Source organism: Nocardia sp. NPDC057440, from assembly GCF_042802915.1.
Lineage (GTDB): Bacteria > Actinomycetota > Actinomycetes > Mycobacteriales > Mycobacteriaceae > Nocardia.
Genome location: NZ_JBHVDF010000005.1, coordinates 57,859 through 84,147, shown reverse-complemented (window position 1 = coordinate 84,147; position 26,289 = coordinate 57,859). Strand labels below are relative to the sequence as shown.

Annotated in this window: 25 protein-coding genes; 9 read left to right on the top strand and 16 right to left on the bottom strand. The window is 67.1% G+C overall.

Annotated elements, in window-relative coordinates:
• Nucleotides 1–18: 18 nt before the first annotated feature.
• A complete protein-coding gene (locus tag ACFU4Z_RS11915) occupies nt 19–1,335 on the bottom strand; it encodes a class I SAM-dependent methyltransferase (RefSeq protein ID WP_379061835.1) in 1,317 nt (438 codons plus the stop codon).
• Nucleotides 1,332–2,771, bottom strand: coding sequence for an FAD-binding oxidoreductase (locus tag ACFU4Z_RS11910; protein ID WP_379061833.1), 1,440 nt, complete (start codon nt 2,769–2,771; stop codon nt 1,332–1,334). Before ACFU4Z_RS11910 ends, ACFU4Z_RS11915 begins: the two co-directional genes overlap by 4 nt.
• 230 nt (nt 2,772–3,001) lie before the next feature.
• On the opposite strand from ACFU4Z_RS11910, the gene ACFU4Z_RS11905 reads away from it, so the two are divergent.
• Complete coding sequence (locus ACFU4Z_RS11905; protein WP_379061831.1) at nt 3,002–3,436, top strand: SRPBCC family protein; 435 nt, start codon at nt 3,002–3,004, stop codon at nt 3,434–3,436.
• Between the two features lie 178 nt (nt 3,437–3,614).
• Here the strand turns inward: ACFU4Z_RS11905 and ACFU4Z_RS11900 are convergent, their stop codons facing one another.
• The 5 genes from ACFU4Z_RS11900 to ACFU4Z_RS11880 are packed head-to-tail and all read right to left on the bottom strand — an operon-like array spanning nt 3,615 to nt 7,135.
• Complete coding sequence (locus tag ACFU4Z_RS11900) at nt 3,615–3,965, bottom strand: VOC family protein (RefSeq protein ID WP_379061829.1); 351 nt, start codon at nt 3,963–3,965, stop codon at nt 3,615–3,617.
• A gap of 16 nt (nt 3,966–3,981) precedes the next feature.
• Entirely contained in the window at nt 3,982–4,797 is an 816-nt protein-coding gene (locus ACFU4Z_RS11895) for a MerR family transcriptional regulator (RefSeq protein ID WP_379061827.1), read from the bottom strand.
• A 47-nt stretch (nt 4,798–4,844) separates the two neighbouring features.
• The gene (locus tag ACFU4Z_RS11890; RefSeq protein ID WP_379061825.1) at nt 4,845–5,537 is read right to left on the bottom strand and encodes a hypothetical protein; all 693 of its coding nucleotides are present in this window, start codon (nt 5,535–5,537) and stop codon (nt 4,845–4,847) included.
• 48 nt (nt 5,538–5,585) lie between these two features.
• Entirely contained in the window at nt 5,586–6,404 is an 819-nt protein-coding gene (locus ACFU4Z_RS11885; RefSeq protein ID WP_379061823.1) for an SGNH/GDSL hydrolase family protein, read from the bottom strand.
• A gap of 20 nt (nt 6,405–6,424) precedes the next feature.
• The gene (locus tag ACFU4Z_RS11880; protein WP_379061821.1) at nt 6,425–7,135 is read right to left on the bottom strand and encodes a hypothetical protein; all 711 of its coding nucleotides are present in this window, start codon (nt 7,133–7,135) and stop codon (nt 6,425–6,427) included.
• 64 nt (nt 7,136–7,199) lie between these two features.
• Here ACFU4Z_RS11880 and ACFU4Z_RS11875 point away from each other — a divergent pair, with 64 nt between their 5' ends.
• On the top strand, nt 7,200–7,715 hold the full coding sequence (locus tag ACFU4Z_RS11875; RefSeq protein ID WP_379061819.1) for a MarR family winged helix-turn-helix transcriptional regulator: 516 nt from the start codon (nt 7,200–7,202) through the stop codon (nt 7,713–7,715).
• A gap of 28 nt (nt 7,716–7,743) precedes the next feature.
• On the opposite strand, the gene ACFU4Z_RS11870 is transcribed toward ACFU4Z_RS11875, so the two are convergent.
• Together ACFU4Z_RS11870 and ACFU4Z_RS11865 are read right to left on the bottom strand one after the other, a co-directional pair.
• Nucleotides 7,744–8,343 carry a hypothetical protein gene (locus tag ACFU4Z_RS11870; protein WP_379061817.1) on the bottom strand — a complete coding sequence of 200 codons (600 nt, stop codon included), beginning with the start codon at nt 8,341–8,343 and terminating at the stop codon, nt 7,744–7,746.
• A 125-nt stretch (nt 8,344–8,468) separates the two neighbouring features.
• Entirely contained in the window at nt 8,469–8,939 is a 471-nt protein-coding gene (locus tag ACFU4Z_RS11865) for a hypothetical protein (protein WP_379061815.1), read from the bottom strand.
• Between the two features lie 321 nt (nt 8,940–9,260).
• Between ACFU4Z_RS11865 and ACFU4Z_RS11860 the strand changes: the two genes are divergently transcribed.
• The 3 genes from ACFU4Z_RS11860 (at nt 9,261) to ACFU4Z_RS11850 (ending at nt 10,907) form a co-directional block, all read left to right on the top strand.
• Nucleotides 9,261–9,593 (top strand): YbaB/EbfC family nucleoid-associated protein, encoded by a 333-nt coding sequence (locus ACFU4Z_RS11860; RefSeq protein WP_328408272.1) that lies wholly within the window; start codon nt 9,261–9,263, stop codon nt 9,591–9,593.
• A 16-nt stretch (nt 9,594–9,609) separates the two neighbouring features.
• Entirely contained in the window at nt 9,610–10,218 is a 609-nt protein-coding gene (recR, locus tag ACFU4Z_RS11855; protein WP_379061812.1) for a recombination mediator RecR, read from the top strand.
• A gap of 65 nt (nt 10,219–10,283) precedes the next feature.
• A complete protein-coding gene (locus tag ACFU4Z_RS11850; RefSeq protein ID WP_379061810.1) occupies nt 10,284–10,907 on the top strand; it encodes a LysE family translocator in 624 nt (207 codons plus the stop codon).
• Between the two features lie 33 nt (nt 10,908–10,940).
• Here the strand turns inward: ACFU4Z_RS11850 and ACFU4Z_RS11845 are convergent, their stop codons facing one another.
• Complete coding sequence (locus ACFU4Z_RS11845) at nt 10,941–11,585, bottom strand: hypothetical protein (protein WP_379061808.1); 645 nt, start codon at nt 11,583–11,585, stop codon at nt 10,941–10,943.
• Nucleotides 11,586–11,628: 43 nt separating this feature from the next.
• Nucleotides 11,629–11,838 (bottom strand): hypothetical protein, encoded by a 210-nt coding sequence (locus ACFU4Z_RS11840; RefSeq protein ID WP_379061806.1) that lies wholly within the window; start codon nt 11,836–11,838, stop codon nt 11,629–11,631.
• 165 nt (nt 11,839–12,003) lie between these two features.
• Between ACFU4Z_RS11840 and ACFU4Z_RS11835 the strand changes: the two genes are divergently transcribed.
• The 4 genes from ACFU4Z_RS11835 to ACFU4Z_RS11820 all read left to right on the top strand — a co-directional run bounded on the left by ACFU4Z_RS11835 (nt 12,004) and on the right by ACFU4Z_RS11820 (nt 20,388).
• A complete protein-coding gene (locus ACFU4Z_RS11835; RefSeq protein ID WP_379061804.1) occupies nt 12,004–15,540 on the top strand; it encodes a DUF2126 domain-containing protein in 3,537 nt (1,178 codons plus the stop codon).
• Nucleotides 15,541–15,609: 69 nt separating this feature from the next.
• A complete protein-coding gene (locus ACFU4Z_RS11830) occupies nt 15,610–18,420 on the top strand; it encodes a circularly permuted type 2 ATP-grasp protein (RefSeq protein WP_379062525.1) in 2,811 nt (936 codons plus the stop codon).
• Complete coding sequence (locus tag ACFU4Z_RS11825) at nt 18,417–19,331, top strand: transglutaminase N-terminal domain-containing protein (protein ID WP_379061802.1); 915 nt, start codon at nt 18,417–18,419, stop codon at nt 19,329–19,331. The genes ACFU4Z_RS11830 and ACFU4Z_RS11825 overlap by 4 nt, the downstream gene beginning before the upstream one ends.
• Nucleotides 19,332–19,335: 4 nt before the next feature.
• Nucleotides 19,336–20,388, top strand: coding sequence for a putative zinc-binding metallopeptidase (locus tag ACFU4Z_RS11820; RefSeq protein WP_379061800.1), 1,053 nt, complete (start codon nt 19,336–19,338; stop codon nt 20,386–20,388).
• Nucleotides 20,389–20,515: 127 nt separating this feature from the next.
• Here ACFU4Z_RS11820 and ACFU4Z_RS11815 read toward each other — a convergent pair whose 3' ends face one another.
• From ACFU4Z_RS11815 to ACFU4Z_RS11795, 5 genes are all read right to left on the bottom strand, one after another.
• On the bottom strand, nt 20,516–21,226 hold the full coding sequence (locus ACFU4Z_RS11815) for a type 1 glutamine amidotransferase (RefSeq protein WP_379061798.1): 711 nt from the start codon (nt 21,224–21,226) through the stop codon (nt 20,516–20,518).
• On the bottom strand, nt 21,223–22,461 hold the full coding sequence (locus ACFU4Z_RS11810) for a MurT ligase domain-containing protein (protein WP_379061796.1): 1,239 nt from the start codon (nt 22,459–22,461) through the stop codon (nt 21,223–21,225). The genes ACFU4Z_RS11815 and ACFU4Z_RS11810 overlap by 4 nt, the downstream gene beginning before the upstream one ends.
• Before the next feature lie 38 nt (nt 22,462–22,499).
• The gene (locus tag ACFU4Z_RS11805) at nt 22,500–23,141 is read right to left on the bottom strand and encodes a pyridoxamine 5'-phosphate oxidase family protein (protein ID WP_379061794.1); all 642 of its coding nucleotides are present in this window, start codon (nt 23,139–23,141) and stop codon (nt 22,500–22,502) included.
• Between the two features lie 83 nt (nt 23,142–23,224).
• Complete coding sequence (locus tag ACFU4Z_RS11800) at nt 23,225–25,000, bottom strand: FAD-dependent oxidoreductase (protein ID WP_379061792.1); 1,776 nt, start codon at nt 24,998–25,000, stop codon at nt 23,225–23,227.
• Between the two features lie 210 nt (nt 25,001–25,210).
• On the bottom strand, nt 25,211–26,194 hold the full coding sequence (locus tag ACFU4Z_RS11795; protein ID WP_379061790.1) for an EamA family transporter: 984 nt from the start codon (nt 26,192–26,194) through the stop codon (nt 25,211–25,213).
• Nucleotides 26,195–26,289 lie beyond the last annotated feature (95 nt).

The window sequence follows — 26,289 nt, the reverse complement described above, 5'->3', positions numbered from 1 at the left end:
AGTAGCGCGACCAGGGTGCTATCCCCCCCACCAGGGACGCAGCGGCAAGCCGGATTCGCCGTTCGCGCCCAGCTTGACGCCGAGCACCTGATGCAGCTGAACCACGTTGCGCTGGAAGCCGAGTCGGCAGCCTGCCATGTACAGGCCCCACACCTTCGCGGTGCCCTCGCCGACTTCCTCGACGCAGGCATCCCAGTTGGTGACCAGATTCTTACACCATTCGTGCAGGGTGAGGGCGTAGTGCTCGCGTAGGTTCTCCTCGTGCACCACCTCGAGCCCGACGTTCTGGATCTCGGAGATGATGCGACCCGAACCGATCAGCTCACCGTCGGGGAACACGTAGCGGTCGATGAAGTCGCCTGCCTTCGTGCTGCGCAGGTTGTCTGGACGGGTGATGCAGTGGTTCAGGAACAGGCCGCCGTCGCGCAGCTTGCCCTGGATGTACTCGAAGTAGAACGGGTAGTTGTGCACACCGATGTGTTCGGTCAACCCGATCGAGGACACCGCGTCGAAGCCGACCTCGGGAATGTCGCGGTAGTCGGAGTGGCGCACCTCGGCCAGCTCGGACAGCCCCTCCTCGGCGATCTTCTGCTGCGCCCATTCGGCCTGCTCGGCCGAGAGCGTCGCACCGATGACCTTGACGCCGCGCTTGGCCGCGTAGCGGACCATGCCGCCCCAGCCGCAGCCGATGTCGAGCAGCCGGTCGCCTGCCTTCAAGCGCAACTTGTCGAACACCAGGCGGTACTTGTTCTCCTGCGCCTGCTCCAGCGTCCACTGCTCGTCCTCGTAGACCGCGCAGGTGTAGGTCATCGACGGGCCGAGGACGTGCTCGTAGAAGGTGTTGGAGACGTCGTAGTGGTGGTGGATGGCCTCGGCGTCGCGAGTTTTGGAGTGGCGCAGCCCCTCGAGCGCGATCCGGCGCCAGCGCGGCAGGGTCTCCTGCGGCGGCGGCGCGATCGGGCGCAGCCGCTCCCAGCCGAGTGAGCGCGCGATCGTCACCAGGGCCAATGCCGAGGGACGGCGAAACTTCAGCCCGTCCATCGCCCTGAGGATCTCGTAGGGATCGCCGGGGTGCACGCCGGTGGCGGTCATGTCGCCGGAGATGTAGGCGCGGGCCATACCGAGATCGCCCGGAGCGGTCGCCAGGTAATTGATACCGCGCGGGGTCTTCACCTCGAGCGCGAACTCCGAGTCCTCCGGGCCGGTCGCACTGCCGTCGTAGGCGGTGAACCGGATGGGAATTTCGCCATCGAGCAGCGTTTCGAAGACCTCGGCAATGCTGAGTTTGGTTCCCAGATCGGCGAAGACATCGGAACGGTCCTTGAATGTCGTCATTTGCGTTGCACCGCCTTCGAGTACAAGTCCAGCAGCCGCTGGTCCGGGTCGTAGCGCTTCTTCAGTTCGGTGTACGTCGCGCCGCCGTAGAGCGCGGCGAATTCATCCTTGCTGTAGTACGAATCCGAGTACAGGGACTTATGGCCGTCGAACTCGGTGACCGTCTGCTCGATGGCGCGGTTGGCCGCGCCATCGGGCTGACCTGCGATCGTCGGAACAGCCGACCAGAATCCGACGTTCACGTAGGTGCGGTTGGGCTCCAGCGGGTACAGCGGCCACGGCCGTCCGGTCCGCGGCTGCGCGCCGGTGTCGCGCAGCCGCAGCGGGCACAGCCACAGCGGCTCGATCGGGATCTCGCGCAGGAACCACTCGACGAAATCGGCGGTCCGTTCGACCGGGACCTCGATATCCTGCACGACGCGCTCGCGCGGCAGGTTGCCCTGGCGGGCCTCCAGCCGGTCGCCGATGTGGTAGCGATGGTCGAGCGCGATGAGCTTCCAGTAGAAGCTACTGCGCCGGTAGCGTTTCGGCCAGAACCTGCGGTACTTCGGGTTCTGCGCGCCGAACGCCCGCGAGCACCAGAACCAGTCGGTGTCCCAGCGCCACAGGTAGTCGTGGATGGTCAACCGGTCGCGCTTGGGGCGGGCGGAATCGTGCTGAATAGACCGGTAGTAGATGTCCACATCGGTGTAGTCGCTGACCGGGCCCGGCTCGTCGGTCTGCCTGCCGAGGGTCAGGTAGCTCTCCTCGGCGGTGAACACGACACCGTCGAGATAGTCGACGTGTTCGCCGTCGTAGGTCTTCGCGGTGACGATCTCGGCCAGCGTGGCTTCCAGCGCCCGCAGGTCGTGGAAGCGGATGTGCCGCAGCGCCACGTAGGGCTGTACGGTCTCCAGCTCGATCTTCAGCCGGACGGTGTATCCGAGCGTGCCGTAGGAATTCGGGAAGCCGCGGAACAGATCGGCGTTCGCGCCGTTCGGTGTCGCGGTGATGATCTCGCCCGCCCCGGTCAGCACGTCCATCTCCAGCACCGACTCGTGCGGAAGTCCGTTGCGGAAGGAGCTGGACTCGATGCCGAGGCCGGTGACCGCGCCACCGAGGGTGATCGTCTTGAGTTGTGGAACCACCAGCGGCGCCAACCCATAGGGCAGGGTGGCGGCAACCAGATCCTCGTAGGTGGTCATGCCCGCCACATCGGCGGTTTTGGCGGCGGCGTCCACCACAATGACCTTGGCCAGACCGGAGACATCGAGGCCGGGGGCGGGATTCTTGGCCCGGGCCCGGAACAGATTCGATGTCTTCTTCGCCAACCTGACGTTGGCGTCGTCGGGTATCGCGCGGTAACTCGCCAGTAGGCGGTCGACTCCCGCTCGATGCGCGGCGAACCCTGATTCGTGTGCGGCCGGCGCGTATCCGGCCTTCCCCAACAGACTCACTGCCACTCCTCGACGCTAGTACGCACCCCGAAACTCAGCCACCGAGAGATCGCTGGCGAGGGATAAATGTCACGCATCTGTTGCATCGGGAATACCTCCCGGAATGAGCCTGGCGGGAGCCTAACAGCGTGGGCCGCGGCGGCGCAGCCCAACCTGGACGACGGCCCGGCCGCCGGGCAGGGCAGGATGGAGGGCGGTCGTTATACCGCATCCGGACAAGGGAGCTCATTGTGGGACAGGTCAGCGCCAGCAGTTCGATCGCCGTCTCGGCGGATCCGCAGCGCGCGCTCGAGGCCATTGCGGACTACGAGACGGTGCGTCCGCGCATCCTCTCCCCGCACTACAGCGACTACAAGGTTATCGAGGGCGGCAAGGGTGCCGGCACCGTGGCCGAGTGGACGCTGAAGGCCACCGAGAAGCGCACCCGTAACGTGCATGCCGTCGTCACGGTGTCGGATTCGATGGTGACCGAGCGTGATTCGAACTCGACGATGGTGAACACCTGGACGGTGACGCCCGACGGTTCGGGTTCGCAGGTCACGCTGCGCACGTCCTGGAAGGGTGCGGGCGGCGTCGCGGGCATCTTCGAAGGGATCTTCGCACCGCTGGGACTGAAGAAGATTCAGGCCGAGGTGCTCGGTAACCTGCAGCGCGAACTGGACTGACACAACACCCGCCAAGCCCAGGCGAAATGAACTAATCCCCTGGAGTTGGACTGGCCGGGTAGGAGTTCGAGCGGCAAGGGCCTGGGGCCGGTATCGCGCCGGGCTCAGGCCTTTGACCAGAACGTGACGACGACGCCGTGGGGCGAGTTCGGAAAGCCGGGGCTTCGGTGTCGGTGGATCATGCCGCGCCGATATCGAACAGGTTGCCCTCCGGATCCGCCAGCGTCGCCCACTTCGCGCCGAACTCGTCGAAGTCGCCGATGTGCTTGGCGCCGAGGTCGATTGCGCGATCGATCTGCTCGCGCCAGTCGGCGGCGTGCAGGTCGAGATGGATCACATTCTTGCCCGGCGTTTTGTCCGGCACCTGGATGAACATCAGCACCGGCGACAGGCCGGAGCCGCGGCCGACCGTCGCGAACTGCGCGTTCGCCTCCGGATCCACCGGCTTGCCGAGCAATTCGGACCAGAAGGCCGCAAGTGCGGCAGCATCATGACAGTCGAACGTGATATGTCCGAGTGTGAGTGTCATCGAGATTCTCCTCGAGCTAGAGCAGGCCGATGGGCCAGCAGACTTCGGTTCGGTAGGACGTGGGATCGTCGATCTCGCCGGGGCCGAGCACGTACAGCTCACGGACGGGCTCGGCCAGTGCGTTGTCGTGCTCGGCGACATAGCTGCCCAGCGCCCCGTAGGTGCGGTCGAAATCATCGAACGATCCGTTGTGCACGGCGATCGCGAACCGGCGGGCGGGCAGTTCGATGAGTGCGAGCTCCTCGGGCAGCGTCATCCGGGTGCCTGCTGGAACTGGGACGAACGCGACGACCTCGCCCACCTCTTCGGCGAAGAACTCCATCGAGTACGTGGCGCCGGCGACACCGGCGGGCGCCACCTTCGCCGCCTCCAGCGTCTGATGGAGCAGCGGAAAGGCCGATCCGCACCAGGGGCCGACCGCAGGCCTGGTGACCGTGTCGACGAACGCGAGGACCGGCACCGCCGGAATCGAACGGTATTCGACGACCAGCGGCGCGGCGGGTGTCAGCAGCGAACGCAGTGAGGTGACCACGTCCTTGGTGCGCTGCAGTTCGGCCTCCATCCGCGCCAGGTGCGCGCGAAGCGCGGCATTCCTCGTGTCCTCGTCGGAGGCGGCGAGCACGGCCTTGATCTCGGGCAGCGGCATATCCAATTCGCGCAGCCGCCTGATCAAATGAGCCTGCGCGACCTGATCGGTCGAGTACCGCCGGTACCCGGAACCGGGATCGACCGCGACGGGCTCGATCAGCTCGATGTCGTGGTAGTACCTCAGCGTTTTCACGCTGAGGTACGTCAACCGGGCGAACTCCCCGATGGAGACCGTCGCTGTCATGCTTTCAGCGAACACCCTCCAGTGAGGGGAGAGTCAAGCGGCCCGTGTCACCGGACCGGGTCGGGCATCGGCGCGGTGATGGTGGTGATGTATTGGATGGCGGCCAGAATCGCGATCGGCGCGGAGACGAGCAATTGCCCGGCGACCGCGCCGAGCGCGCCGACGGCCAGCACGCCGCCGAGGCACCCGATGGCGGCGGCTGGAAGGAACGCGCCGAACAGCCCGACGATGGTCGCCGCGGCGACGGTGCCGCCCGCGACAGCGCCGAGCACACAGCCGACGGCCGCGCCGCCGATGCTGCCCGCCATGGTGCCGACCATGGTGCCGGTGGCGATCGTGGTGATCATGCGGTTCCAGGCCGCCTGCTCGCGCTGGTAGGGGGTCCGGAAGTCGGCGGTGTCGTCGAATGGCAGTGCGACAGGCGTGTAGACGGCGTGGTCCGGATCGAGGCGCGGGGTGAGGGTGGCGGTGCGGCCCTCGATGCGCGCGTCGATCGGGAAGACGAAATCATCTATACGGAAAGACAATTCGGCACCCGCGAGCAGAGTCTGATCGGGCGCGCGGATGGTGAACAGTCCGTCCTGCGCCGACATCGCGGCTTCGGTTTCCACGATGGCCGCGCCGCCATCGAGGCGTGCGGTGAAACCTGGTGGGCTGCTGGAGATTTGATCGTCGGCTGTAGCTGCTGCCGGACAGCCGAGCAGCAGCGTGACGGCGAGGATGGCATTCGTGAATCGCATGGTCGAGTCCGTTCGGAGGCTGTGGAACTGGGAAGGTCGCTCGACAGCTCAGGTGAGGCCCGCGAGCGCGGCTACGACAGCCGCGGCGACCTGCTGCTGGCCGAGCTCGGTCAGATGGACGCCGTCCTCGAGATGCGTGTCCGGCGTCGGCGTCGTGCAGGAGAGCACATCGATCGTCGGCTCGGGTCGTTCGAAGAGGATCTGTGCGGTGGTCTCGAGATCCTGTGCCGACCAGCTGATCTGCGCTCGTTTGAAGTGGAGAAAATCGGAAACGCGCGCCTCGTCCACCGCCGTCGGGGTGAACCAGATCCATTCGGCGGAAGTCAGCTGCGATCCGCGTTCGTGCAGCCAGCCGAAGTTGCGCTCGGTTTCGGCGATGCTGACCAGTCGCGGTCCTTCGGGACCGCCGATCCGCTGGGCATCGTTGGCGCCGAGCTGGCACAGCACCCAGTCCGGCTCGTGAAATCCCAGTCCCGGTAGCGAACTCAGCGCCTGAGTCGTAGTGGATCCGGACACGGCCAGGTTCGTCAACCTGATCGCGTCGTCGGGCCGCCGGATCGCGAGCAGCTGCCGCAGGATCTCGAACCACGACAGCCGATCCGCAGTGCTGCTTTCGCCGATGGCGACCACGTGCTGACCAGCGGCGAAGGGCAGCTGGTCGACCTCGGTCGCGATCGCGGGGTCTTCGAGCAGCGCCGCAGCGGTTCGGTGGGTGCGTGCGGTGAAATCGGCATAGCGAGCCTGGTATGCGCCGACATCGAGTGCGAACAATCCGGCGATCTGCGCATCGGTGAGGCCGTTCAAATAGGGCAGCGACTTCGCGGGCTGCTGGAAGCGCAGCAGTTTGTCGAGCATGTCGGGGTTCATGGGTGATTCTCCTATCGAATTCAGTTGCTGGACAAAGGGTTCGGGCGACGATCGATCAGGAAGCCGACCGCGATCAGCCAGGCCAGTCCGGTGAAACGAGAGATGGGCAGCAGGAAAGCGGCGACGGGGACGGTCAGCACGAGCGTGCTCAGCAACGAAGCGACCGCGATAGCCAGCCCGATCCGGATCACCCATGACGCGAAAAGCTTCGCGGGCAGGGCTGTTATCGCGATGCCCGCGATGAGCAGGCCGGTCGAAACGACGGTGCCGGGCCCGCCGACCAGGAAGGCGAGGTTGTGCAGCGCACGGACCAATGCGGGTTCCGCGGTGACCCCGCGCACGGTCAGGACCCAGGTGACCAGGCTGGACGATGCGAGGAAGGCCGCCGCGAGCACTCCGCCCGCCAGCGCGATGGTGATGCCGGGGGCTTGCCTGCCCAGCGCGCGCAGCCGGGCCGTCGCGGTCGCGACATAGATCGTCAGCGGAATCGTGCAGGCGAATTGCAATACCGCTCCGGTGCGCACCGCGTCCGGATAGGTGCGGAAGTACGTCAGTGCGTCGTCGGGCGAGCTGAACGGCGACGGGAACGGGGTTCCCGCCGCACGGAACGTGCTGACGAGGAGCCCGGCGATGAACAACCCGGCGGTCACGAAGCCGAGCAGGCCGAGGGGCGGCTCGATCTCCCGCGCTGGTCGCAACGGCGGGTTGGCGGTTTGCGGTGCGGACATCATTATCGCTTCTCCTAAGTGAATCATTCATTCGAGTGAACGATACCGGCATGGGTACGATAGCCCCGTGACCGAAGGTGAGCAAGTGCGGCGAGAGGACGGCGTGCGACGGCCGATGCGTGCGGTGTCGTTCCAGCTCGCTCAGCTCGGAGCGCATGCCGCGCAGCGATTCGCCGAACGGATCGCCGACATCGGGCTCACACCGCCGGACGTCGGACTACTGCGGATGATCGCGAGTCAGCCGGGTCGCAGCCAGCGCTCGCTGGCCGCGGAACTCGGCGTGGTGCCGAGCCGGGTGGTCACGCTGATCGACCAACTGGATGAGAAAGGCCTGGTCGAGCGGCGGCGCAGCGCGAAGGATCGCCGCAACCACGAGCTGTACCTCACCGGGGACGCCGAGCGACTATTCGGCCGCATGGCGCAACTGGCCGTCGCGCACGAGGACGATCTGTGCGGCGTTCTCGACGACGACGAATACGAGCAACTCGCCGCGCTACTCGGGCGCATCGCGGGTCGGCAGGGACTGGCTCCCGGTGTTCATCCCGGTTACAAGACCATGGCGGGCGGCGCATCGGCCGGATGAGCGCCGAGGTGGGCCGCGCCGGATCCGCTCAGGGTGTAGCGAGGGCGAAGGTCAGCAGCAGTGTGGTCTGGAGGGCGCCGCGCCACCAGGAGTAGCCGAACCAGACGCCGGGAGTGACCTCACGGATCTCGTCGTAGACGGGCGGGGTCGGGGACGGGGTGTAGTTCAGCGCCCAGGTCGGCATCCCATCGGCGAGGGCGGGTGCGGTGTACACGTCCGCGCGCCAGCCTTCGATGCCCGCGCCGGTGATCCTGTTCATCAGGTAGCCGCCGTCGGGGCCGGTGTAGAAGGTCTTGCCGATCCAGATTGCCGGCACGATCGACTGTGCGTAGATCGGCTGGAGCACCCAGCCGTTCTTCACACCGAGCGGGGCTTCTCCCGGTGCTGCGTCACGGAAAATAGCGTGCTGCTGGGCGAGCCCGCAGCGCAAGCGCAGCGAATCGATGGTCGCGGCGCGGTTGTCCGGATAGAGGACGCAGCCACCGCCATAGTCTCGCTCCGCCACGACGGTGGAATCGTCGGTGCTGCCGGAGTCGGCCGAGGCAGCGGGGGCGTAGACCCCTGGGAAGAGGCTCGGAAGTCCTAGTGACAGCGTCAGCGCGCTCAACAGAACTCGGATCGTACTCATCGCTATCTCCAGAACTCACCGCATCAGGTCTCCACCCCACGTTCGAGGGTAAGGCGGTGCTGCCTGTCGGTAGCTGGGAACACCTGCGGCAGTGTCCAAGTCGAGATCTGCTCGTCGGTGGCTGTTCACGGAGTCGCGAGAGCGAAGGACAGCATCATCTCCGGCGGTGCGTTATCGCGCCACCAGGAGTAGCCGAACCAGACGCCTGGGGTGATCTCGCGTATTTCGTCGTATATCTGCGGTGTCGGCGACGGGGCGTAGTTCAGCGCCCAGGTCGGCTCGCCGTCCAGAATCGCGGGTGCGGTGTACACATCGGCGCGCCAGCCTTCGATGCCCGCGCTGGTCAGCCTGTTCATCAGGTAGCCGCCGTCGGGGCCGGTGTAGAAGGTCTTACCGATCCAGATGGCGGGCGACCACGACCGCACGCTCGCCGGGCGGATCACCCAGCCGTTCTTCACCCCCATCGGGACCGCGCCGCGTGCCGCGTCGTCGAAGATCGCATCCTGCTGTTCGGCGGAGCAGCGAAATCGCAGCGAATCTATCGTCGCCGTACGGTTTCCCGGATCGAGCAAACACCCGCCGCCATAGTCGGACACACCGTCGGCTCCGGAGTCCGCTGCTGCCGAGGAAACGCCTAACAAGCTGGCAAAACCCAGGGAACACGTGAGAACGCAGAGGATGAGTGCTCGGTTTGTTCCCATGCTATCTCCGGACTTGCGACACCGGCTTCCACCGGTTTCCAGCTCACTTCGATGGTAGGCCGCTGACGATCGCCTCCCGATGGTTGGCAATCAATCCGTTACCAACCTTTGGTCGGCCGAGCCCGGGACGGCCGATCATTCGCCGATGCCGATCGGGGGAATGATCGAATCGGGGCTACGCTGGACGGCGATACTTTCCACAGAGAGGAACAAGCCGTGCAGCCCGGTGGTCAGTTCGACATGCAGCAATTACTCGCCCAGGCGCAGCAGATGCAGCAGGCGGTGATGGAGGCTCAGGCCGAGATCGCTGCGACCGAAGTCGAGGGTCAGGCCGGCGGTGGTTTGGTCAAGGTGACGATCAAGGCAACCGGCGAGGTGCTTTCGCTGACCATCGACCCGAAGGTCGTCGACCCCGACGATGTCGAGGGACTGCAGGACCTGGTGATCGGCGCGGTCAACGACGCGATGTCCAACGCGCAGCAGATGGCGTCGCAGCGTCTCGGGCCGCTGGCGAGTGGCGGATCGCTGCCCGGTCTGCCGGACTTCTGATTCGGGGACGGGGCAGTTGTACGAGGGTCCGGTTCAGGATCTGATCGATGAGCTCGGCAAGCTGCCGGGGATCGGTCCTAAAAGCGCGCAGCGCATAGCTTTTCACTTTCTGCAGGTGGAGCCGCCGGAGATCGACCGGTTGCAGGCCGCCCTGCAGAAGGTGCGCGACGGCGTGCAGTTCTGCGTGGTCTGCGGCACTGTTTCCGACAATGAGATGTGCCGCATCTGCGCCGATCCGCGCCGCGACCGCACCATGATCTGCGTGGTGGAGGAGCCGAAGGACGTGCAGGCCATCGAGCGCACCCGCGAGTTCCGCGGCCGCTATCACGTGCTCGGCGGCGCACTCGATCCGCTCAGCGGCATCGGCCCCGACCAGTTGCGAATTCGGGAACTGTTGGCGCGCATCGGAAATCAGGAGGACGGTATCGATGTCACCGAGGTGATCATCGCGACCGACCCGAACACCGAAGGCGAGGCGACAGCCACCTACCTGGTGCGGATGATGCGCGATTTCCCTGGCCTGAGCGTGACCCGCCTCGCCTCCGGGCTGCCGATGGGCGGCGATCTGGAATTCGCGGACGAGCTGACGCTCGGCCGCGCGCTGTCGGGTCGTCGCGCGCTGTAGCCGACCCGTTCGAGCGGTGGTTTCGGGGGGTTGCGCTGCGCCGGATGCGGGTTACTGTGTCGGGGATGAGCATCGAATTTCTGCTGACCACGCTCGTCATCGTCGCCACCCCCGGCACCGGCGTGCTCTTCACGCTGGCCGCCGGACTATCCCGTGGCGCGCGGGCCAGCGCGATCGCGGCCTTCGGATGCACCCTCGGCATCATCCCGCACATGATCGCCGCGGTCACCGGTCTTGCCGCGCTGCTCAACGCCAGCGCGGTCGCGTTCCAGACATTGAAGTATCTCGGTGTCGCCTACCTGCTGTACATGGCGTGGAACACCTTCCGTGACAAGGGCGCACTCGCCGTGCCGGAGGACGCGCCCGGTGAGCACACCGCGCCGTCGGCACGTCGGGTGATCACCTCGGCCGTATTGCTGAACATCCTCAATCCGAAGCTGACGATCTTCTTCTTCGCCTTTTTGCCCCAGTTCGTGCCGACCGGAGCGCCGAATGCGCTGGTGCGCATGCTCGAACTGAGCGGCATCTTCATGCTCGCCACATTCGTCGTATTCGCCGTGTACGGAGCGTGCGCCGCAGCCGTGCGCAAGCACGTCACCTCCCGTCCGGTCGTGGTCACCTGGATGCGGCGCGTCTTCGGCGCTTCCTTCATCGCTCTCGCGGGCCGGCTTGCCGTCCAAAATCAGTGAACCGCAGGCACGTCGCCGCAGCGTGGGTTCGGATCAGAGGTCGACGCGGGTCCAGGGGAGGGTGTGCAGGCGAGTGCGGTCGTCGGTGGCCCACTCCCAGATCAGGTCGGCGACGGTCGAGGCGTCGGTGAGCGTGGTGCCGAAGTGCTTGTTGGACGCGCCGTCTCGGTACTCGACGGTGAACGTGCCCGATTCGTCGCGATAGGTCTGCATGTAGACCTGGTCGGCGCGTTCCACGATCAGATACGGGTTCGGTGGGGCGAGTTCGGAAACCCACAGCTGCGCGGTTGCTTTCGTGAGATAGGGGAATTCGCCCGCTCCGCCGTGCGTGACGGCGGCGGGAACGCTGCCCGCCGGATCGATCAGCCAGGCGAGCTGCGGGTCGTAGACCGCATAGTTCAGCGGAGTCGCGAGCGCGAACAGCAACTGGCGGACATAGCCGATCGCGTCATAAGGGCATGGCACATGCAGCACCGCACCGGTCGCCGCGCCACCGACCGCGTCCGTGCCGAGGAAGTGGTCGTCCTCGGGTAACTCGGCATTGCGTCTGTTCAGCTCCGCCGCCAGCTGCGTGACCACGTTCGTCTCGGCAAGACCCTGCTGGGTGGACAGGTAGGTGTCCACTTCCGCGAGCGTCGAAGCAGCACCGGACGGCAACAAGACGTGGTCGTAGTTCACCCCGGACAGGGTACGGGGCGGCTATGACGGTCCGACCGGGCGTTCAGGCGGTGCGAGTGCCGGGGGTTGCCGGATCGGTGCATGCGCAACCGCCCGCGATATCGGCGCAGTCGACGACGAAGGCGTGCCGGGCATGGTCGAGATCGATGCAGTCTTCTTCGGTGCATTCGGCGATCCGGCGGACGTGGACGATGAGGGTGCCGTGACAGTGGTCGACGGCGGATTCGCAGGACCGACATGTGGGTGCGCGCATATGACCTCCAGACGAGATCGATTCGTAATTCGGTCATATCACCCGGACGGGCGCGCCGGTGGGAGATCGGCTGTGTGTCGCGCCACGGCATCGAGAATGCGGCTGTCCGGACACTGGCGATCCATGTCCCTCCGCAGGCCCGCCGCGGTGTGGTGAACTTGCTGCATGGGCATCAAGGTGTCACTCGAACACCGGACCACCTACACCTTCGACCGGCTCGTGGAGATCCATCCCCACGTGGTGCGGCTGCGGCCCGCACCGCACTCCAGGACCAGAATCGACGCCTACTCGATGCGGGTGACGCCCGCCGACCACTTCTGCAACTGGCAGCAGGATGCTTTCGGGAACTTCCTTGCCAGGCTGGTTTTCCCGAATCCGGCCTGCGAACTGTCGATCACCGTCGGGCTGATCGCCGATCTCGAGGTGATCAACCCGTTCGATTTCTTCATCGAGGACTACGCCGAGCATTTTCCGTTCGGCTACAGCAGTGAACTCGTCGCGGATCTGGAGCCGTACCTGCGACCGGTGGACGAGGCGGGACCCGGCTCGGGACCCGGCGAGTTGGTCCGCGACTGGGTGCGCGCCCAGGTGCCGAGCGATCAGCCGCGTACCATCGACTTCCTTGTCGCGATCAATCAGGCGCTGCGTCAGGACGTCGGTTACACGATCCGGATGGAACCCGGGGTGCAGTCACCCGACCACACGCTGCGCGCCGCGATCGGCTCGTGCCGCGATTCGGCCTGGTTGCTGGTGGCCATCCTGCGCGAGCTCGGTCTGGCCGCCCGATTCGTCTCCGGATATCTGGTGCAGCTGGCCCAGGATGTCCCCGCACTCGACGGGCCGTCGGGTCCGCCCGCCGATTTCACCGACCTGCACGCGTGGACCGAGGCGTATCTGCCCGGCGCCGGATGGGTCGGGCTCGACCCGACCTCGGGCCTTTTCGCAGGCGAAGGGCACATTCCCTTGGCCGCGACACCGCATCCGACTTCCTCGGCCGCGATCACCGGTGCCACAGGCCGGACCAAGGCGACCATGGATTTCGCCAATATTGTGCGGCGCGTCCACGAGGATCCCCGAGTCACGTTGCCCTACACCGGATCCCAATGGGAGCGCATCACCGCATCCGGCGCCGCGGTCGACGCGCGGATGGCCACCGACAAGGTCGGGTTGACCATCGGCGGCGAGCCGACCTTCGTCTCGATCGATGACCAGACCAGCCCCGAATGGACCACCGACGCCGACGGCGCGCACAAGCGCGAACGCGCGATCGATCTCGCCGATCGGCTGCGCCGGATCTACGCTCCAACCGGTCTCGTCCAGCACCGGCAGGGCAAGTGGTATCCCGGAGAACCGCTGCCCCGCTGGGAGATCGCCGTCGCCTGGCGCACCGACGGCGAGCCGGCGTGGACCCGCCCCGACCTGCTCATCGACCCGTGGTCGCCGCCGCGGGTCCTCGACTGGTCAACCGAAGGCACCGCGTCCAGTGTCGAGCCGATGGCCGAACACACTGCGCTGCAAGACAATGCCATTCAACTGGTCGACACTTCGGCGGTGATCGGTCCCGGGCAGCAGGATCGGTCCGCCGACCGCGCTGCAGTGCGGAGCACGCAGCGGCCCATGCCCGCCACTCGCGATTCGGCGCGCGCGCTGATCGCACATGTCGCCGCGAGTTTCGGGCTGCCGGACACACAGGTCCGGCCTGCTTTCGAGGACCCGCTGGCACGGCTGGCCGGGGTGGTCGGCGCGCCGGTCGGCGATCCGGTGGCGGCGGCCGAGGACATCGAACCGGACGCGGATTCGGCACCGGCGCGACGCGCCCTGCTCGAGAAGCTCGACGCGCCGGTGACCGAACCCGCCGCGTACGTGCTGCCGCTGTATCGGCGCGAGGACGGGTCCGGGTGGGCCAGCGCCGACTGGCGGTTGCGTCGCGGCGCGACGCCGCAGCGCCCCGAGGGCCGAATTGTGTTGACCGATGGCGATTCTCCGGCCGGGCTGCGGCTACCGCTGGATTCCGTCTCCTGGCGCGCGCCACGGACGCCGCCGGACCGCGACCCACTGTTCGCCGGACCGCTGCTCGCCCCGCGAACCGAAGCGCCCGCGGTGGTCGAAGATCCGGACTGGGAGCCGACCACCGCACTGGTCGGCGAGGTGCGCAACGGCAGGCTGCACGTATTCCTGCCGCCGCTGACGGAACTCGACGACTTCCTCGATCTGGTGCGGCGCGTAGAGGCGGCCGCCGCGGCGCTGGGCCCGTCCGGTCAGCCAGTGGTGCTGGAGGGCTACCCACCGCCGGTCGATGCCAGGCTGCGCTCCCTGTCGGTGACTCCCGACCCCGGGGTGATCGAGGTGAACGTGCAGCCGACGGCGTCGTTCGCCGAGCAGTGCGAGCTGTTGTCGACGCTGTACGAGCAGGCGCGGCTGGTGCGGCTGAGCACAGAGTCATTCGATGTCGACGGCAGCCACGGCGGCACCGGCGGCGGCAACCACATCACCCTCGGCGGCGTGACGCCCGCGCGGTCGCCCCTGCTGCGCCGCCCCGACCTGCTGGTTTCCATGCTCACCTACTGGCAGCGGCACCCGGCGTTGTCCTATCTGTTCGCGGGCCGGTTCGTCGGCCCCACCTCGCAAGCTCCGCGGGTGGACGAGGGCCGCGAGGACGCACTGTATGAGCTCGAGATTGCCTTTGCCGAAATAGCCAGGCTGAGTGGGGATTCGGCGCCGAAAGACGCCTCGCCGTGGTATGTCGATCGCGCGCTGCGCCATCTGCTCACCGACCTGACCGGCAACACCCATCGCGCCGAATTCTGCATCGACAAGCTCTACAGTCCTGAAACTGCCAGGGGCAGACTGGGATTGGTTGAGCTGCGCGGCTTCGAGATGCCGCCGCATTTCCAGATGGCGATGGTGCAATCGCTGCTGGTGCGCGGCCTGGTCGCCCGATTCTGGTCGCAGCCTTTGCGGTCGAAGCTGATTCGGCACGGCGCGAATCTGCATGGCCGCTATCTGCTTCCGCATTTCTTGATGGCCGATATCGCCGAGGTCGCCGCTGACCTGCGCGCGCACGGCATCGATTTCGACACCAGCTGGCTGGACCCGTTCACCGAATTCCGTTTCCCGCGCATCGGCACCGTGGTGCTCGGCGATGTCGAGATCGAACTGCGCGGCGCGATCGAACCGTGGAACACTCTCGGCGAGCAGACCGCCGAGACCGGCACCGCCCGCTACGTCGACTCCTCGGTGGAGCGGCTGCAGGTGCGCGTGGTCGGCGCCGATCGCGACCGTTTCGTGCTGACCTGCAACGGCATGCCGGTGCCCTTGCTCGCCACCGACAAGGCCGATGTGCAGGTGGCCGGAGTGCGCTACCGCGCATGGCAGCCGCCGAACTCGCTGCACCCGACGATCACCGTCGACGCGCCACTGGTTTTCGACCTGATCGACGCCGAGACCGGACTTTCGCGCGGCGGCTGCACCTACCACGTGGCACACCCCGGGGGCATGGCCTACGACGACCCTCCGGTGAATGCCGTGGCCGCGCAATCGCGCCGCAATCGGCGCTTCGAGGCGGCCGGGCACACGACCGCTCGGGTCGATCCGGGGCAACTACGTGCGAAGATGACAGCGCAGTCCACCGACATCGGTGCGCCGGGCATTCTCGACCTTCGCCGGGCCAGGACGGTATGGGGACTGGTCAGCGATCGGTAGGTCGACTGCGCGTCCATCCGGCGCGCAACGGCAACCTCTGGCAGCGGAAGTGAGGTCGGCGCGGTGACAATGCGCGACGAAGCGCAGCGTGCGGAGGACCACGGAGGTACCGCTCGACCGGAGCAGCCGCCGCACGATGACAGCGGGCTCGACGTGCGCGAACAGATCGCCGAACAGTTCGCCCGCTATCGCGCCGAGGGTGTGGACAGCGCGGCCTACGACGAATGCGGCCGGCCGATGGACGGATATTACGACGAGTTGGTCGACGGCGACGGCCGGGTGCGGCGCATGTGGTCGGAGCTCTCCGCCGACTTCGTCGAGCTCGGCACCACCGGGCTCGGCAGGCTCGACAGCCGGGTGCGCAGGCTGATCGACGACGACGGCATCTACTACACCGAGGTGATCTCGCCGGAAGATCCGGCGCTCCCGACGCCGTGGCGGCTCGACCCCATTCCACTGCTGGTTTCCGCCGACGACTGGACTCGGCTGGAAGCCGGCCTGGTGCAGCGGTCGCGGGTGCTCGACGAGGTGCTGACCGACATTTACGGCGCGCGTCGCACCATCACTTCGGGCCTATTGCCGCCGGAGGTGGTGTTCGGCAGCAACGGCTACGTCCGGGCCGCGCACGGCATCACGGTGCCCGGGCGGCATCAGCTGTTCCTGCACGCCTGCGATATCAGCAGATGGAGTGATGGACAGTTCCGCGCCATCGCCGACTGGGCGCAGGCCCCGTCCGGCGCGGGCTATGCGCTGGCGGATCGCCGCGTGGTGTCCACGGCGATCCCGGAGGCGTTCGAGCATTCCAATCCGCGGCCGCTCACCCCGTTCGCGCGGGCGATGCGGCTGATGCTGATCGAATCCGCGCCGAACGCCGACGACGATCCCGTCGTGGTGGTGCTGAGTCCCGGCGTGCACTCCGAAACCGCTTTCGATCAGGCCTATCTCGCGTCCACATTGGGCTTTCCGCTGGTCGAGAGCACGGATCTGGTGGTGCGTGACGGTGCGCTGTGGATGCGCTCGCTCGGCACCCTGAAGCGCGTCGATGTGGTGTTGCGCCGCGTGGACGCCGAATTCTCCGATCCGCTCGATCTGCGCCCGGATTCCCGGCTCGGTGTGGTGGGTTTGGTGGAGGTGCTGCGGCGTGGCGCGGTGACCGTGGTGAACACCCTCGGCAGTGGGATGCTGGAGAATCCCGCGCTGCCCGGATTCCTGCCGCAGATCTCGCGAGCACTGCTCGGCGAGGAGTTGGTGCTCGACAGTGCACCCTCGTACTGGGGTGGCGACGCCGCCGAGCGGTCACACTTGATCGCGAATCTCGACCGCCTCATCATTCGGTCGACCGTCGACGGCTCGACGACATTCGGTCCCGAGTTGTCCGCCGAGCAGCGTTCGGAACTCGCGGCGCGGGTCGAGTCTCGTGGCTGGCAATGGGTCGGCCAGGACCCGGCCCAGTTTTCGGTGGCTCCGGCCGTCCAGGGCTACGGGGGTCTCGCCGCGTCGCCGGTCGGGATGCGGTTGTTCTCGCTGGCCCGCCGCGGCGGGTATACGGCGATGGCGGGCGGTCTCGGTCAACTGCGTCAGCGCCTGCAGCCGGAACGGGTGGCCATCAAGGTTGCCGCCAAAGATATTTGGGTGCGCGCCGCGCCCACCGCGGTCGCCGCCATCGCCGAGCCGGTGCACGAGGAACGCGAGCGCCGCGGCCCCGCCCTCGAAGCCGTCAGCTCGCCGCGCGTCCTCAACGACCTGTTCTGGATGGGCCGCTACAGCGAACGAGCCGAATCGGTGGTGCGCCTGCTCATCGCGACCCACGACCAGTACCAGGACTTCCGCTACCGCCCGTGGCTCGAAGGCGCGGACGCGGTCACGGCGCTGATGTCGGCACTGGCACGAACGACCGGAACCCTCGCTCCGGTCGATGACGGCCCAACGGCCGATTCGACCGGTGACCGACAAGATGCGGGCGATGTCGAGGGTGGGTCGAGCGCTGCGGCCAGTAGTTCTGTGCCACAACAGCAGTCGGTGTCTCTGAGCCCACCGGAGCAGTCGGCGAGCGGCGCTCGGCCGCCGGTCGCGGGGGCGTCGCGAGAAGGATACGAATATCTGGTGCGGCTGACCACCGATCGGAGCACGCCGGGTTCGCTGGCCTTCGCGATCGATCGGTACGAGGCGGCGGCGCGCGCGGTGCGTGATCAATTGTCCACTGATACCTGGATGATTCTCGGTGCGGTAGATCGAGCGTTGATCGAGTATCGCGGCACCGAGGGTGACCAAGAGGCCGCGTTGTCGGCCGTGCATTCGCTCTCGCTTGCCGCGCTGCTGTCGCTGTCGGGGATCGGCGCCGAATCGCTGGTGCGCGACACCGGTTGGTACGTCATGGATATCGGTAAGCGCATCGAACGCGGGATCGCGCTGACCGCGCTGTTGTCGGCGGCGCTGACCGAGACCTATCCGGCGGAGGCCGAGCGGGTGGTGACCGAGTCGGTGCTGCGCGCGACCGAGTCCTCGGTGAGTTACCGTCGGCGGCACCGGGATTCGGTGCGGGTCTCGGCGGTCGCCGGCCTGTTGTTGTTCGACGCGGCCAATCCGCGATCGCTCGCCTACCAGCTCGGGCAACTCGAGACGGACTTCCAGGCGCTGCCCGCGGCGTCCGGATCGTCACGGCCACAACGATTGCTGGCCGACGCGCAACGGATGCTGCGCCGCGTCGACCCGGATGACCTGGACGTCATCGACGCCGGCGGCAGGCGTACCGAATTGGCGGAGCTCCTGGAGGGTGTGCACTTGCGGCTGCGGAAAATTTCCGAATCGTTCGAGACCACGAGATTGGCACTGCCAGTGGGTATTCAGCCGCTGTGGGGCAGCACACGGGTTGTCGGATGATCGGCCGCAATGGTTCCGCTCGTCGCTATCGGGTCGCGCATCGAACCACCTACTCGTACTCCGATGCGGTGAGCAGCTCCTACGGGCGCGCCTACCTCACGCCTCGGCAATTCCCAGGGCAGCGGCTGCTCTCACACGCGATCGACATCGATCCGGTGCCGTCGGATCGGTCGATCGGCACCGACGTCTACGGCAACACCACCTCCTACTTCCATGTCACGGCCGAACATCGGAAACTCGTCGTCACCGGCGCATCGGTGGTCGAGGTGGACAGACCGGACCGCACCGACATCGGTCCGGCCGCCGAACCATGGGAGACCGCCCGCCCGACCGCGACCATCGGGCCGCTGGCGGTTGAGTTCACCCTGGATCTGCAACCGCCCGAGATCACTCCCGAGGTCACCGCCTATGCGGCCGAATCCTTGACTCCGCGGCGACCGCTGCTGGAAGCGGTGCGAGAGTTGAACACTCGGATCCACGCCGACTTCACGTACAAGTCGGGCTCCACCACTGTCTCCACCAAGGTCGCCGATGTGTTCGCCGCGCGCGCGGGCGTCTGTCAGGATTTCGCCAGGATCGGTGTCGCCTGCCTGCGCTCACACGGCCTCGCCGCTCGATATGTATCGGGTTATCTCGCCACCGATCCGCCGCCGGGCAAGGAACGGATGGTCGGCGCCGATGCCACCCACGCCTGGTCGGCGGTGTGGCTGCCGGGCGAGGCCGCGCACGACCGGACCGGTCGCTGGATCGCCTTCGATCCCACCAACGACCAGTTGGCCGACGAGCGCTACGTCACCGTGGCGTGGGGCCGTGACTACGCCGACGTGCCACCGTTGCGCGGCATCATCTACACCGACGCCAAGGAGAGCTCGATTACCGTCTCGGTCGATGTCGCACCGGTAGCGGGGTAGCGGCGTGCGCGATTTCACCTGTCCGAATTGCGGCCAGCAGTTGGCCTTCGAGAACTCCGTGTGCCTGTCATGTTCCAGCCCACTGGGTTTCAGCCTCGCCGATCGCGCGTTGCTGGTGATCTCCGATGCCACCGCTGGGGAGCCGAACGGACATCCGGGCGGCGCGGTGGACGGTCGCAGGTTCCGCCTGTGCGACAACTTGCATGTGGCGCAGTGCAATTGGTTGGTACAGGTCTCCGATGGCACGCCGATCTCCGGTGGTCCGGTGCTCTGCGAGTCCTGCCGCCTGACCCGCACCCGCCCGCACGACTACGACGCCGCGGGTCTACAGGCCTTCGCGGAGGCCGAAGCGGCCAAGCGACGGCTGATCATGGAGTTGGCCGAACTCGGACTGCCGATCGTCGGCCGCGACCGGAACCCGGAAACCGGTCTCGCGTTCGACCTGCTCTCCAGTGCGACAGACCGGGTCACCACCGGACATAAGAACGGCGTGATCACGCTGGATCTCGCCGAGGCGCACGACCCGCATCGCGAGCAGCTGCGGATAGAAATGGACGAGCCCTACCGCACCCTGCTCGGCCACTTCCGCCATGAAATCGGGCACTACTACTTCGCCGTGCTCGTCGCCGATGACGAGGCGCTGCAACGTTTCCGGGGTCTATTCGGCGACCCGTTCGCCGACTATCAGGCCGCGCTGGATCGTCACTATTCCGAGGGCGCCCCGTCCGGTTGGGACGGCAGCTACGTCTCCTCCTACGCCGCCATGCACGCCGCCGAGGATTGGGCCGAGACCTTCGCCCACTATCTGCACATCCGCGACACCCTCGACACCGCGGCGGCTTTCGGCTTCGCACCAGCGGGCGCCACCCTCGACCGCCCCCAAGTGGGCCGCGCGGGCTTCGACAAGATCATCGACCTCTGGCTCCCCCTGGCCTGGGCCCTCAACATGGTCAACCGCTCCATGGGCCACCCCGACCTCTACCCCTTCGTCCTGCCCGACCCGGTCCTGGAAAAGATGCGCCTGGTCCACGAATTGTGTGGCGCCGCGGCGGGCTGACCGATCCGGTCCGGACTCGGGGGCCGCGGCCAGTATTTTCTGGCATTCTCGACACAGACTGGACTAACCTCTTGACACGAGATCCCTACTGCCAGAAGTATGAGGCCGCCATTCTCGCGATCTAGCGTCAGGCCCGCAGGCGTTCGCGGCGGAGTTGTTCGACCTCGGGGAGGTCCAGCGGTGCCAGCTCTGCGACGCCGAGGGCACGGGCGAGCAGCAGGTCGGCGAGTTCGGGGTTGCGGGCCAAGGCGGGGCCGTGCATGTAGGTGCCGAGGGTGGAGCCCTGGACGACGCCCTCCAGTCCATCGCCGACTCCGTTGCCGACGCCGCGGGTGACGCGGGCGAGGCCGGACGCGTCGGGCCCGAGTGTGGTTCCGCCGCGGTGGTTTTCGAAACCGGTGAGCGGTGCGGTGAGGCCGGCGAGCATGGGCGTGGTTGTCACCTCGCCGATGGCGCGCTTCTGCTGGGGTGCGGTGGTGACATCGATGAGGCCGACACCGTCGACGCGTTCGCCCGACGAGGTCTCATACCAGTTGCCGAGCACCTGGATGGCGGCGCAGATGGCGAGCACCGGTGCGCCTTTCGCCGCGGCCTGCTGCAGGCCGGGGTAGCGCTGCAGGTGCCGGGTGGCCAGGCGCTGCGCCGAATCCTCTGCGCCGCCGAGGGTGTAGATGTCCAGCGAGTCGGGAACCGGGTCGGCCAGCGTGATTTCGACGATCTCCGCGTCGTAGCCGCGCATCCGCAGCCGCTGTCGCAGCACGAGTGCATTGCCGCCGTCGCCGTAGGTGCCCATGACATCGGGCAGCACGAGCCCGATCCGCACCGTCGAGTCTGTCATGCCGTCCGCCCCTCCAGGTCGCGGTTGAGATCACGGAACGCGGTGTAGTTCGCCAGCACCTCGACCCGCCCCGCAGGACAGGAAGCGATGGCGCGCAATGGATCCGCCATCGTGGTGTGTTCGACTCCGGCGTAGGTGAGGCGCACCGCCAGATCGGTGGCGCGCTCGCCAGCGGCGACCACCTGCACACCCTCGAAGTGTTCGAATCGCACGTCCCACAGCCAGGACAGATCCTCGCCGTCGGGCACCTGTCCGTTCACCGCGATCACCAGTCCGGCCGCGGTCGGCTCGATCATCGACAGCGCCTCTTGCCAGCCGGCCGGATTCTTCGCCAGCAGCAGGCGCGCGGTGTGCTCGCCGACCTGAACGGTCCGGTAGCGGCCCGCGATCTCCTGCACCGTTCCGGTCGCGGTCGCCGCCGCTGCCGGGTCGGCGCCGAGCGCGACCGCGGCGGCCACCGCCTGGGCGGCGTTGCCGCGATTGGCGCGGCCGGGCAGCGCAAGTCGCAGCGGCAGTCGCACACCTTCTGGGCCACAGAGCTTTTCGCCGTCGAGCCACCAATCCGGTTCCGGGCGTTGGAAATCTGTGCCGGTGCTGCGCCAGTGCGTGCCCTCCCAGACGATCGGCTCGCCGCTGCGCGGACAGCTTGTCGCGTCCATCGCCCAGCCGCTGCCCGCAGCCACCCACACCACTTTCGGATGGTCGTAGGCGATGGAGGTCACCAGCACGTCGTCGCAATTGGCGATCACCACGGCGTCGGGGTGCTCGGCCAGCCCGGCCCGCAGTTTGCGCTCGATCATGTTGATCTCGCCGACCCGATCCAACTGGTCGCGGCTGAGGTTCAGCAGCACGACGGCGACCGGATTCAGCGCGTCGGTCACGTGCGGCAGGTGCAGCTCGTCCACCTCGATCGCGGCCAGCGGCGCGCCGAGATGAGTGCTCAGCGCGGCGACGATTCCGGCGTCCATGTTGGCGCCGTCGGCCTGCGTGGCCACCGCACCGAGGCTGCCGAGCGCGGCCGTGGTCATCCGCGTCGTGGTCGACTTGCCGTTGGTGCCGGTCACCAGCACCGTGCGCTTGCCACGGCCGAGCTGCTCCATCACCGTCGGATCGATCTTCAGCGCGATCAATCCGCCGATCATCGAGCCTTTGCCGCGTCCGGCCTTCTGCGAAGCCCAGGACGCCGCGGCCGCCGCTCGCAGCGCAAGCCGCCCACGCACCGAAATATCTGCCACGCCGCGAGTCTATGTGGTGGGTTCGGGACCCGCCGTGGTCAGTCGCGGTAGAGCTTGGCGTTGTAGTTCTCCGGCGCGTAGTAGTGCTCGAGTTCCTCGATCGACTCGGTGACATCGCTGTGGACCTCTTTGACCAGGCAGGCGGGGCTCGGCAGGGTATCGACCGGCCACTGCTGCGGCTCCCACAGGTGACTGCGAATGAAGGCCTTGGCGCAGTGCAGGAAGATCTGCTCGACCTCGACCTCGACCGCGAGGATAGGGCGATGGCCCTTGACCACCATGTCGTCGAAGTAGGGCGCGTCGCGCACCAGGCGGGCGCGACCGTTGATGCGCAGGGTCTCGCGGCGGCCCGGGATCAGGAACAGCAGGCCGATGTGGGGGTTGGCGAGGATATTGAGGTAACCGTCGGCACGGCGGTTGCCGGGACGTTCGGGTACCGCGAGGGTCCGATCGTCGAGCACCCGCACGAAGCCGGCCGGATCGCCCTTGGGGGAGGCGTCGCAATTGCCGTCGGCGTCGCTGGTGCTCATGATCAGGAACGGCGAGTTCGCGATCCACTCGCGGTCCCTCGGGTGCAGCGTGGTGCGTTCCTTGTTCGCGGCGCGCGGCATCACTTCGCCGAGCAGCTGCCTGAGTTCGGTGGGGCCGGTGATCTCGTGGGTGCCGATGCTCTCGCGCATATTTCGATTGAACACCCGGTAGCGACGGCTCCGCGATCGAATTCTGTTCCGGTGCGGCGAGATCGATCACATTCGTGCGCGGCTCAGATCCGGACGTCGAACAGGTTCGGTTGTCCCGCGGCATAGCGATCCGCGTCGATGCGACGCAACGGCTCCAATTCGGCGGCGCGATACAGCGTGTACATCCGGCACCGCTCGGCATTCGACCCTGCCACGTCGAGTAGCGCGTTCACCGCGGCCCGCGCGGATTCGTTGGCACCCTCCATCGTCGCGAGGTCGACGTTGGTGCGCACGTAATCGCCTGCCAGGAACAGGTTTTCCAGCGCACCGTGCGGCTGCGGCCGATACTCCCATGATCCCGCGGTGTTGATGAGCAGCGGATCGGCGTTGGCGTTGCGCTGCTGGTCGGCCTGCCAGGTGATGCCGGGATCGAGGAACCACGAATGCAGATCGGCGTCGCGCAGCACCGCGCCACGGTCGTTGAGGTGCGCGGTCATCTGCGCCCACACCTCGCGCGCGATCTCCTCGCGGGTGCACTCCTTGGCCGTCTTGCCGTACAGCATGCCCGGGGTATTCCAGTCCGAGATGTCGACCGAGAGGCAGTCCCGCACGGTGCCGTCACCGAATTCGGTGAGCTTCCTGGTCCACAGCTGATTCTGGGTGATCGAGGTGAGCGACCACGGCGCATCGATGAAGGCGGTGTGCCCGCGTGAGATATCGGCGGGTGTGCGCAGATAGAACTGGATGCCGTTCATCCAGTCGACGAACAATCCGTCCATCGCGGACAGGTCGGGCCGGACCGCGAGCACCTCCGGCGACCACAGCGCACGGGCCCGCTCGGCGGACAACGCCACCACGAAGTAGTCGGCGTCGACGGTGCGCTGCTCGCCGTTCTCGTCGACGACGCGGGCCCCGGCGATCCGGCGATCGCGCACATCCAGCCCGCGCACCTCGGCGCCGAGCGCGAATCGCACGCCGAGCTCACGCAGTTGCCGCACCCACGGGTCGATCCACGCCGCATTCGTCGGTCCGTTCAGCACGCGGTCCAGCGCGCCGTCGTTGCCGATCTCGAAGGGATTGCCGAGGAACTGCTCGCCCATATTGCCGATGGTGCGGACGCTGGCGATGTCCTCCTTGGCGGCGACCATAATGCTGGTCAGGGTGCGGGAGAGCAGCGCGCGGAACTCGTGGGAGCGCTGATGGCCGCCGACATAGTCACGCCAGGACATGTGCTCCCACTGCCCGAACCGGCGGGCGTCGCAGCTGGAGTTGAAGACGAGCAGGCGATCGGCGAAGTACAGACCTTCGGCCGCAGGCATTTTCAGCGCCGTGCTGAGGGCCGCGCCGACCGTTTCCCGGAACAGCTCCGGGGTGAACGCGGTGCGTGCCCGCGGTCCCAGCGGGAGCCGGAAATCGTCGCCGTCGCGCCGGGCGAACCGCGCCTCCGGCACACCGATCAGGTTGTTCCAGACGCCGTCCGGATTACCGGGGACGGGGATCCGCCGCATGGTGTCCGGAATATGTTGATAGAAGCCGGGAAAGAAGCGGAACCCGTGTTCGCCGGGGAGATCCGGCCGACCCGCCGACCCGGTGCCCGGCACCGGAATACTGCGTGCCTTGCCGCCGAGCGCTCGACGCTCATAGACGGTGACCTGAAAACCACGCTCGGCCAGTTCGTGCGCCGCGGTCAACCCGGCGACCCCGCCACCGAGCACCGCGACCCGGCCGCCGCCCGGACTTCCGGAGGCGGGCGCGGGTCGCAGCCCGCTCGCCGTCAATGCCCCCGCTGTCGCCACTCCCGCCGCGACGGTGCCTCGAAGCATCGCTCGTCGCGACACGGTCCATCGCTGTTCTGCCATGCGCAACTCTGCTGCCCAGCCTTTTCGGGACTACTAACACGCACTGCACACTGTAAAGCGGCCTATCCGGGGTCCAGCTACCCCACCCTGGTTAACCGCCGCCTGATGGTAAACCCCGGGGCTCTCGGCCGGAGGTGAACGAACGAACCGGCAGGGCTCCGTCGACGGACCGTGAGCGCTGATCGCCAGGCCCAGCGGTGCGACCGTGCCTCACGCCTGCGCGAGTCGCGGTCGGCAGGCAGCAGCAGGCGCGGGTGCGTCCTCGGAGGGGTGCGCACCAGCCTCGACCGGCTCCTGTGCCGGGTTGTTCGCACCGATCCGGCTGCCCGCGGTCGTCGCCGCGAAGGCTCCTGTGATCACGATCAGCCCGCCGAGCACCGACAGCACCGAGGGGGTCTCGCCGAGTGCGGCCCAGGCCGCGACGATGCCGACCACCGGGACGAGCAGCGACATGGGCGCGACCGTGCTCGCCGGGTACCGGCTCATCAGGTATGTCCACAGTCCCGAGCCCGCGACTGTCCCGAGCACCACGATGTAGGCGAGACCGAGCAGCGCTGGCCAACCGGTAGGGGAACCGATATCGGTCATGGCATCCAGACCCGTGGTCGGTCCCTCGATGAGTGCGGACAGCGCGAACATCGGGATCGGGGACACCACGGTCATCCACAGCGTGAGATGCAGGGGATTGACCTCGCCGGAGGTCATCGCCAGCCGGGAGCCGATATTGCCGAAGGCCCAGCCGAGCCCGCCCGCCAGCGTGAGCAGCATCGGCAGCAGCGGGGCGTGCTGCGCGCGGTCGAGCCCGATCACCACGATGCCCGCCACCGCGACGCCGATGCCGAGCAGTTGGACCGGCCGCAGCCGCTCCCGCAGCAACAGCGCGCCGAGGACGACCGTGAACGGCGCCGAGGATTGCAGCACCAGTGAGGCAAGCCCCGTCGGCATCCCGGCGCGCATCGCGGTGAACAGAAAGGCGAATTGCAGGATGCCGAACCCGGTGCCGTACAACAGCAACCAGCGCAGCGGCACCTTCGGGCGCGGAATGAAGAACACGACCGGCACCGCGATCACCGCGAAACGCAGCGCGGCGAAGAAGAAGGGCGGGAAGTGGTCGAGCCCGACCCGGATGGCGATGAAGTTCAGCCCCCAGAGCAGGACGACGGCTAGGCCGAGCAGGCGGTCACGGTTGGTCATGCTTTCCATCGTGGATAGCTCAACTCATAAGAACAATCGAATTAATATGCACTATTTATGTAGCATTACTGAATGGTTACTCTGGGCGGCGCATC

What these genes read in the sequence shown, in the direction of transcription:
- ACFU4Z_RS11915 (WP_379061835.1), bottom strand. Translation starts at nt 1,335, where the DNA reads ATGACGACATTCAAGGACCGTTCCGATGTCTTCGCCGATCTGGGAACC.
- ACFU4Z_RS11900 (WP_379061829.1), bottom strand. Translation starts at nt 3,965, where the DNA reads ATGACACTCACACTCGGACATATCACGTTCGACTGTCATGATGCTGCC.
- ACFU4Z_RS11895 (WP_379061827.1), bottom strand. Translation starts at nt 4,797, where the DNA reads ATGACAGCGACGGTCTCCATCGGGGAGTTCGCCCGGTTGACGTACCTC.
- ACFU4Z_RS11890 (WP_379061825.1), bottom strand. Translation starts at nt 5,537, where the DNA reads ATGCGATTCACGAATGCCATCCTCGCCGTCACGCTGCTGCTCGGCTGT.
- ACFU4Z_RS11885 (WP_379061823.1), bottom strand. Translation starts at nt 6,404, where the DNA reads ATGAACCCCGACATGCTCGACAAACTGCTGCGCTTCCAGCAGCCCGCG.
- ACFU4Z_RS11880 (WP_379061821.1), bottom strand. Translation starts at nt 7,135, where the DNA reads ATGATGTCCGCACCGCAAACCGCCAACCCGCCGTTGCGACCAGCGCGG.
- ACFU4Z_RS11870 (WP_379061817.1), bottom strand. Translation starts at nt 8,343, where the DNA reads ATGAGTACGATCCGAGTTCTGTTGAGCGCGCTGACGCTGTCACTAGGA.
- ACFU4Z_RS11850 (WP_379061810.1), top strand. Translation starts at nt 10,284, where the DNA reads ATGAGCATCGAATTTCTGCTGACCACGCTCGTCATCGTCGCCACCCCC.
- ACFU4Z_RS11840 (WP_379061806.1), bottom strand. Translation starts at nt 11,838, where the DNA reads ATGCGCGCACCCACATGTCGGTCCTGCGAATCCGCCGTCGACCACTGT.
- ACFU4Z_RS11835 (WP_379061804.1), top strand. Translation starts at nt 12,004, where the DNA reads ATGGGCATCAAGGTGTCACTCGAACACCGGACCACCTACACCTTCGAC.
- ACFU4Z_RS11830 (WP_379062525.1), top strand. Translation starts at nt 15,610, where the DNA reads ATGCGCGACGAAGCGCAGCGTGCGGAGGACCACGGAGGTACCGCTCGA.
- ACFU4Z_RS11825 (WP_379061802.1), top strand. Translation starts at nt 18,417, where the DNA reads ATGATCGGCCGCAATGGTTCCGCTCGTCGCTATCGGGTCGCGCATCGA.
- ACFU4Z_RS11815 (WP_379061798.1), bottom strand. Translation starts at nt 21,226, where the DNA reads ATGACAGACTCGACGGTGCGGATCGGGCTCGTGCTGCCCGATGTCATG.
- ACFU4Z_RS11805 (WP_379061794.1), bottom strand. Translation starts at nt 23,141, where the DNA reads ATGCGCGAGAGCATCGGCACCCACGAGATCACCGGCCCCACCGAACTC.
- ACFU4Z_RS11800 (WP_379061792.1), bottom strand. Translation starts at nt 25,000, where the DNA reads ATGGCAGAACAGCGATGGACCGTGTCGCGACGAGCGATGCTTCGAGGC.
- ACFU4Z_RS11795 (WP_379061790.1), bottom strand. Translation starts at nt 26,194, where the DNA reads ATGACCAACCGTGACCGCCTGCTCGGCCTAGCCGTCGTCCTGCTCTGG.